Origin of the sequence: Thauera phenylacetica B4P (assembly GCF_000310225.1) — a bacterium.
GTDB lineage: Bacteria > Pseudomonadota > Gammaproteobacteria > Burkholderiales > Rhodocyclaceae > Thauera > Thauera phenylacetica.
In genome coordinates this window covers 1-7,000 of the sequence record NZ_AMXF01000212.1, presented here as the reverse complement: position 1 = coordinate 7,000, position 7,000 = coordinate 1, and the positions used below count along the sequence as shown (strand labels likewise).

Below are 7,000 nucleotides of genomic sequence, written 5' to 3'. Positions count from 1 at the left end.
TTTTCGCGCCTGCCGGCACTCCTACATGAACCTCCGCGCGTCCCGACCCCGCCTGTAGGAGCTGCGGCAGCTGCGAACCCGGCGCTCGAGCGAGCGCGATGCGCCTCGAAGGTGCGGCGGCACGCGGCGCTCAGGCGTCCTCGATCACCAGCACCAGCAGCTCTTTCGGCCCATGCGCGCCATACGCCAGCGTCTGCTGGATGTCGGCGGTCTTGGACGGGCCCGACACCAGCAAGGCGTTGGTCGGCAGTCCGTCGGTCCAGCGCTGCGCTTGCATGAGCTCGAAGAGGTTGTCGCGCACCTCGCTGGCGTTCAGCAGCGCGATGTGCAGCGGCGGCACCAGGCTCATCAGGCGCGGCTCCTGCGGGCTCGGCCACAGCACCAGGCTGCCGGTGGCGGCGATGCCGCCCAGCGTGCCGGTGAGGCTCGCGGGCGTATGGAAGAAGAGCTCGTCCTTCCACGCCTCCACCGCGCGCTCGTAGCCCTTCAGCCGCAGCGCACCACCCTGTTCGCGCACATGCTCGGCCAGGCGGCGGCCGTGTGCGGTGGCGGGCGACACCAGCAGCTCGTCGATGCCGCGCGCGGCGAGCGCCTCCAGCACACGCTGCGGCCACTCCGCCGCGGTGGTCGGCAAGGTCTCGCCATGCACCGCCTCGAGCATGCGGCGCAGGCGCGCGATGCGCTCGTCCGCCGCATAGCGCCAGGGATCGGTGACCAGGCCGATGTCGTAGTCGTCGGCGACCGGGGTCGTGCCCGCGAGGCTGGCGCGCAGCTTGCCGAGGATCCGTTCTTTCGCATTCATGGGGGTTTCGCTCCTGGCGTCGTTCATTGCGCGCCCAGATGCTCGCGGGCGAGCTCGTGCAGGCTGCGGGCGGCCGGCTTCGGCGCGCTGCGGTAGCGCGTCCACGGCCCGATGTCGGCCGGCATCAGCCTGCGCAGGCGGGTGCCGGCGTACATCGCCACGCGGTACAGGCCCGGCGAGGTGTTGAGCGTGCGCCACGCCTTCCACACCAGGGCCTCCTTCTTCGAGTGCTTGGCACCCTGCCCGCGCATGTGCTGCGGCTCGGCGGCAGGTGCGCGCACCGCCTCCTCGCGCAGGCGGCGCAGCAGCGAGGGGATGGGGATCTTCACCGGGCACACCTCACCGCAGGCGCCGCACATCGACGAGGCCGTGGGCAGGTCGCGGGTGGTCTCCAGGCCGAGCATGTGCGGGGTGACGATCTTGCCGATCGGCCCCGGATACACCGTGCCGTAGGCGTGGCCACCGATCCGCGTATACACCGGGCAGTGGTTCATGCACGCGCCGCAGCGGATGCAGTTGAGCGTCTGGCGCAGCTCGCCGTCGGCGAAGGCCTGGCTGCGGCCGTTGTCGAGCAGCACCAGGTGGACCTCCTGCGGACCGTCGAGCTCGTCGGCCTTGCGCGGGCCGGAGATCATGTTGACGTAGGTGGTGATCGGCTGGCCGGTGGCCGAGCGCGTCAGCAGCGACAGCAGCGGGATCACGTCGCGCAGGTGCTCGACCACCTTCTCGATGCCGGTGACGGCGATGTGCACCGGCGGCACCGTGGTCGACATGCGGCCGTTGCCCTCGTTTTCCACCAGCAGCAGCGTGCCGGTCTCGGCGATCGCGAAGTTCACCCCCGAGACCCCGATGTCGGCCTCGAAGAAGTTGCGCCGCAGCGTCTCGCGCCCGACCTGGATCAGGCGATCGACGTCCTCGGTGTATTCGACGTCGAGCTTGTCGTGGAACAGCCTGGCGACCTGGCCGGCGTTGAGGTGGATCGCCGGCATGATGATGTGCGAGGGCTTCTCCTCGCGCAGCTGCACGATGAACTCGCCCATGTCCGACTCAAGGCAGTCGACGCCGCGCGCGCCGAGGTAATGGTTCATCTCCATCTCCTCGGACACCATGGACTTGCCCTTGATCACCTTCTTCGCCGCGTGGCGCTCGGCGATGCCGTGCACGATGGCGTTGGCCTCCTCCACCGTCTCCGCCCAGTGCACCTGCACGCCATTGCGGGCGAGATTGGCCTCGAGGCGCTCGAGCAGGTCCGGCAGCTTCGACAGCGCGCGTGCGCGCACGCGGTTGCCGAAGGCGCGCAGGCGCTCGAGCTCGTCGCCGTCGGGGAACTGGTTGCGGCGCTTGTCCATCAGCGAATCCATCGCGCCGCGGAAGTTGCGCCGCAGCTGCGCGTCGGCGAGCGCCTCGCGCGCGTTGCGGGTGAAGGCGATCGGCTGCGCGGGGGTGTCGGCGAGCGTGCTCATCGCGCACCTCCCGTGCTCGCCGAGGCCGTGCGGCGAAGCAGGAAGCTCGCCAGGTGTTCGCCGCGCAGGGCGTCGCCCTGCTTCTCGAAGCAGCCGTTGATGTTGAGCAGGCAGCCGCAGTCGGCGCTCACCACCTCGGCCGCGCCCGAGCCCTTCAGCGCGGCGGTCTTGTCCTGCACCATCGCGCCCGAGATGTCGGGCATGCGCACGCTGAAGCTGCCGCCGAAGCCGCAGCACTCGCTCTCGTGGTCGTGGTCCACGCGCTCGACCCCCGCCAGCTGCGCGAGCAGCGCGCGCCCATGCACATGCGTGTTCATCTCGCGCCGCGCCGAACAGGAGGTGTGCAGCGCGAGCTTGACCGGCGCGCCGGTGTGCTCGAAGCGGACCTTGCACACCTCGAGCAGGAACTCGGCGAGCTCGAAGGTGCGCGCGGACAGCGACTCGACCTGCTTCAGCGTCTGCGTCTCGTCCTTGAACAGCTCGAAGTAGTGATGGCGGAACATGCCCGCGCACGAGCCCGACGGGATCACCACCGGCCAGTCGCCGGCGAAGAGCGCGAGCTGCGCGCGCGCCACCTCGCGCGCCTCGTCGGTGTAGCCCGAGGTATAGGCCGGCTGGCCGCAGCAGCTCTGCGCCTGCGGGAAATGCACCCGGATGCCCTCGCGCTCGAGCAGGCGGATCGCGTCCATCCCCGCACCGGGAAAGAACACGTCGATCACGCAGGTGCCGAACAGATAAACATCGGCCGGCTTGGGCGGGTAGCGGCGCGCGGCCTCGAGCGGCGACGCGACGCGCGTGGCGTTGGCGGGTGCGGGGGACAGGGGGCTCATGTGCCTGGGCTCCGGGGTTGCTGGGCTCTGGATTGCTGGGCTCTGGATTGCACTGCAGCCGCGGCGCGGCCGCGACGGCAGGAGGGACGGCCGCGCGGGGGATGCCGCAGCACCCCCCTCTGCGGCGCTCAGCCGGCGGCGAGCAGCGGATCGGACACGCCGAGGACGTAGATCGCGATCATTGCCACCGCGCCGGTCATCAGCACGTAATAGACCGTCGGCCAGAAGGTCTTGCGCAGGATCGCGCCTTCGCGACCGAGCAGGCCCACGGTCGCCGAGGCCGCCACCACGTTGTGGATCGCCACCATGTTGCCGGCGGCCGCACCGATCGCCTGCACCGCCACGATCATCGCCGTGGACACGCCGAGCGAGGTCGCCACGCCGAACTGGAACTGGCTCAGCATCATGTTGCTGACCGTGTTCGAGCCCGCGATGAAGGCCCCGAGCGCGCCCACCGCGGGCGCCAGCAGCGGATACACGTTGCCCACGCTGTCGGCCACCCAGCGCGCCATCGCGATCGGCATGCTCGGCAGGTCGGCGGCGTTCACCCCCGAGTTGATCAGGATGCGCACCATCGGCACGGTAAACAGCAGCACGAAGCCGGCGCCGAGCAGCACGCGCGAGGACTCGCCCACTGCCTTCACCAGCGAGCGCGCGTGCATGCCGTGCAGGAACACGGTGATCAGCACCACCGCCACCAGGATGCCGCCGGGCAGGTAGAGCGGCTGGAAGTCGGCCTTGATGCCCTTCTCGCCCAGGATGTCGGCGAACACGATCACCACCGACTTCATCGCCCCGCCGATCTCGGGGAACACCCGGCTCAGCACCAGCAGCGCCCCCACCAGCACGTAGGGCAGCCAGGCGCGGAAGATGCTGATCGGCTGGTGATGCGGGAGCTGGTCGAGCTTCATCTCGATGCTGCCCATCCACTCGCTCGGCCACTCCTTCGGGTCGGCGAAGTCCCAGCTCTTCTTCGGCACCAGGAAGCCGAAGCGCGCCGCACTGGTGACGATGGCCAGGCCCACCAGGCCGCCCAGCAGCGAGGGGAACTCCGGCCCCAGGAAGACGCCGGTGAAGGCGTAGGGCACGGTGAAGGCGACCCCCGCGAAGAGCGCGAAGGGCAGCACCTCGAGGCCGGCCTTCCAGCTCTTCTCGCGGCCGAAGAAGCGCGTGAGCATCATCACCATGATCAGCGGGATCACCGTGCCGACCATGGCATGGATGATCGCCACGTTGCCGGTGATCACCTGCAGGAAGACGTCCCAGCTCGAGCCCTTGGCGGCGAGCTGCGCCCCGATCGTCGCGCTGTCGAGGCCGCTATTGACGCCGATGATGATCGGCGTGCCCACCGCACCGAAGGACACCGGCGTGCTCTGCACCAGCATGCCGAGCAGCACCGCCGCCAGCGCCGGAAAGCCGATCGCCACCAGCAGCGGCGCGGCGATCGCCGCCGGCGTGCCGAAGCCCGACGCGCCCTCGATGAAGCAGCCGAACAGCCACGCGATGATGATCGCCTGGATGCGGCGGTCGGGGCTGATCGTGGCGAAGCCCGCGCGGATCGCGGTGATGCCGCCCGAGTACTTCAGCGTGTTGAGCAGCAGGATGGCGCCGAAGATGATCCACAGCACCCCGACCGTGATCACCAGCCCCTGCAGGGTCGAGGCGAGCACGCGGTTCAGGCTCATCTCCCACACGTACAAGCCGATGCCCGCGGTGAGGATATAGACGACCGGCATCGCGCGCTTGGCGGGCCAGCGCAGGCCCACCAGCAACACCGCGGCGAGCAGGATCGGAGAAAAGGCGAGAAATGCGAGCGTACCTGGCTGCATGGGAGCCCCCGCCTCAGACCGGCGCGCGCATCGTGCGCGCGGCCATGAACATCGATCGAACCATCATTGCCTCTTCCCCCTTCGGATGGATTTCATGAAATATGGATGAGTGTTCCTTCGTCTTTCCCGTAAATTGGTCTTACCACTTTACCGAAAGTTGCACCAGACTAAGGGAGCCCGCGAGGCCTGTCAATGGAAATCATCAGATTTATCGATGGGAGCATGAGGGGCGGGTTCGGCGGGCGCCGGGAGGGGGCGGCGAGCGGTGGGTACCGTTCCACAGCGGCCCTGGTCCGAGGCTGCGCGGCGTCGAGCGTGAGGAACCACCGGATCCGGTGCCGCCTACGAACCGCACGGCGGCAAGCGCGGTCGGTTGCGTTTCAGTACGGTCGATCCAGCAGGCGAGTTGGTCGTGACCGATGCAGCGCGTTTCGCAACCACGCTTGCACGTGGCATCGGGCGTGCCACGGCATTCGGCTGCGGCTTGCTTTTGGTTCGGCCGCTGGACTGATTTGTTCTATCGTTCGATAGCACAAACTCACAAGGACGCAGCCATGGAAGCCTTCACCGTACGGGACCTGCGCGAGCGCACCGGGGAACTCATCCGTGGCGCCGAGGAAGGTCATCTTTCAGTCGTGACCAAGCACGGCAATCCCGTCTTCGTCGCAGTGCCCTTTGACGAGGTGCTGCTCGAGAGCGGCGTACGCGTCAGCCTGGCATTGCGCCTGTTCGACGACGGCACGCTCACACTGTCACAAGCGGCCAAGGTGGCCGGTGTCAGAGTCGAGGCCTTCATTGAACGCGTCGGGGCGGCCGGTCTCACGGTCGTGCGCACTCCCGCTGATAAGCTGGACTCGGAACTCGAGATAATCGCCCGGCATGGGCGTAGCCGATAGTGGTCCTCTGATTGCACTCGCAAGGCTGGATCTAATGCCGCTTCTGACGTGTCGCTTGCAGCGTAATCTCGGGCGCGAAGCTGCCCCGGGTGTTCCCCGCGCCCACAGGGACGAACTGCAGTCGCGCCTTCCCAAGCACCCGCAGGCATCCGCGCCCAGCGCCACCCATGGGAGCGGGGACCCGCGCAGGCTGCAACTCCCCTCGACTCCCCAATGCTAGAAAAAGGCGCCGATCGCTCGGACGGCTCCTCAGTGGCGATCCCGAGGACCTTCAACGATCGACACCAGCCGGGAAGACTCCGACGCGTGGAACCGGACAGCCCGGACAATCCCCTTGCCCCCACGCCCTCGCCGGACTAGATTCACACCCCGCACCACACCACCACCCAGGACACCCCCTCGATGAAACCCGCCCCGCTCCAGCCCCGCCGCCTGTCGGACAGCATCGTCGAGCGCATCGAGACCCTGGTGCTCGAGGGCAGCCTGCGCCCGGGCGAGCGCCTGCCTGCGGAGCGTGCGCTCGCCGAGGAGTTCGGCGTGTCGCGGCCGTCGGTGCGCGAGGCGATCCAGAAGCTGGTGGCGCGCGGGCTGCTGGTGAGCCGCCATGGCGGCGGCACCTTCGTGAACAGCACGCTCGGCGCCTCGTTCCGCGATCCGATGATCGAGCTGCTCGAGCGCAACCCCGAGGCGCAGCGCGACCTCATCGAGTTCCGCCACACCCTGGAGGGGGCCTGCGCCTACTACGCCGCGCAGCGCGCCACCGCGCCCGACCGCGAGCGCCTAAAGGCCGCCTTCGAGCGCGTGCAGGACTGCTACCTGCAGCAGGGGCGCATCAGCCGGGCGGACGAGGGGCGGGCCGACGCCCTCTTCCACCTCGCGATCGCCGAGGCCAGCCACAACGCGGTGCTGCTGCACACCATCCGCAGCCTGTTCGATCTGCTCGAGCACAACGTGGTGACCAACATCGGCGGCATGCTGCCGCTCGGCAGCGCGGTGCGCGACAAGCTGCTCGCCCAGCACCAGTCCCTGTACGACGCGATCGTCGGCGGCCGGCCCGACGACGCGCGCCGCCTCGCCTCCGAACACATGGACTACGTGCAGGAAGTGCTCGACGAGACGCGCGACGAGGCCCTGCGCATCGAGCGCGCGCAGCGCCGCCGCGAGCCGGCCTGAGCGGCCG

At 69.0% G+C, this 7,000-nt stretch carries 6 protein-coding genes and 1 pseudogene; 3 read left to right on the top strand and 4 right to left on the bottom strand.

Annotation, left to right across the window (positions count from 1 at the left end; translation table 11 throughout):
* Positions 1–130: 130 nt before the first annotated feature.
* The 4 genes from C667_RS18460 to C667_RS18445 form a co-directional block, all read right to left on the bottom strand.
* Entirely contained in the window at positions 131–802 is a 672-nt protein-coding gene (locus tag C667_RS18460; RefSeq protein WP_004375014.1) for a LutC/YkgG family protein, read from the bottom strand.
* Between the two features lie 23 nt (positions 803–825).
* Positions 826–2,265, bottom strand: a complete 1,440-nt coding sequence (locus C667_RS18455) for a LutB/LldF family L-lactate oxidation iron-sulfur protein (RefSeq protein WP_004375012.1) — start codon at positions 2,263–2,265, stop codon at positions 826–828.
* The gene (locus tag C667_RS18450) at positions 2,262–3,095 is read right to left on the bottom strand and encodes a (Fe-S)-binding protein (RefSeq protein ID WP_004375010.1); all 834 of its coding nucleotides are present in this window, start codon (positions 3,093–3,095) and stop codon (positions 2,262–2,264) included. The genes C667_RS18455 and C667_RS18450 overlap by 4 nt, the downstream gene beginning before the upstream one ends.
* A 128-nt stretch (positions 3,096–3,223) precedes the next feature.
* Positions 3,224–4,924 (bottom strand): L-lactate permease, encoded by a 1,701-nt coding sequence (locus tag C667_RS18445; protein ID WP_004375008.1) that lies wholly within the window; start codon positions 4,922–4,924, stop codon positions 3,224–3,226.
* 367 nt (positions 4,925–5,291) lie between these two features.
* Between C667_RS18445 and C667_RS25185 the strand changes: the two are divergent.
* From C667_RS25185 to C667_RS18435, 3 genes and pseudogenes are all read left to right on the top strand, one after another.
* Positions 5,292–5,435, top strand: a pseudogene (locus C667_RS25185) (type I-E CRISPR-associated protein Cas6/Cse3/CasE); the annotation flags it as partial.
* 43 nt (positions 5,436–5,478) lie between these two features.
* Entirely contained in the window at positions 5,479–5,820 is a 342-nt protein-coding gene (locus C667_RS18440) for a DUF7317 family protein (protein WP_004375006.1), read from the top strand.
* Between the two features lie 402 nt (positions 5,821–6,222).
* Complete coding sequence (locus tag C667_RS18435; protein WP_004375004.1) at positions 6,223–6,993, top strand: FCD domain-containing protein; 771 nt, start codon at positions 6,223–6,225, stop codon at positions 6,991–6,993.
* Positions 6,994–7,000 lie beyond the last annotated feature (7 nt).

Bases quoted from the DNA above. Each gene is read 5' to 3' on its own strand.
- C667_RS18435 (WP_004375004.1), top strand. From the start codon at position 6,223: ATGAAACCCGCCCCGCTCCAGCCCCGCCGCCTGTCGGACAGCATCGTC.
- C667_RS18440 (WP_004375006.1), top strand. From the start codon at position 5,479: ATGGAAGCCTTCACCGTACGGGACCTGCGCGAGCGCACCGGGGAACTC.
- C667_RS18455 (WP_004375012.1), bottom strand. From the start codon at position 2,265: ATGAGCACGCTCGCCGACACCCCCGCGCAGCCGATCGCCTTCACCCGC.
- C667_RS18445 (WP_004375008.1), bottom strand. From the start codon at position 4,924: ATGCAGCCAGGTACGCTCGCATTTCTCGCCTTTTCTCCGATCCTGCTC.
- C667_RS18450 (WP_004375010.1), bottom strand. From the start codon at position 3,095: ATGAGCCCCCTGTCCCCCGCACCCGCCAACGCCACGCGCGTCGCGTCG.
- C667_RS18460 (WP_004375014.1), bottom strand. From the start codon at position 802: ATGAATGCGAAAGAACGGATCCTCGGCAAGCTGCGCGCCAGCCTCGCG.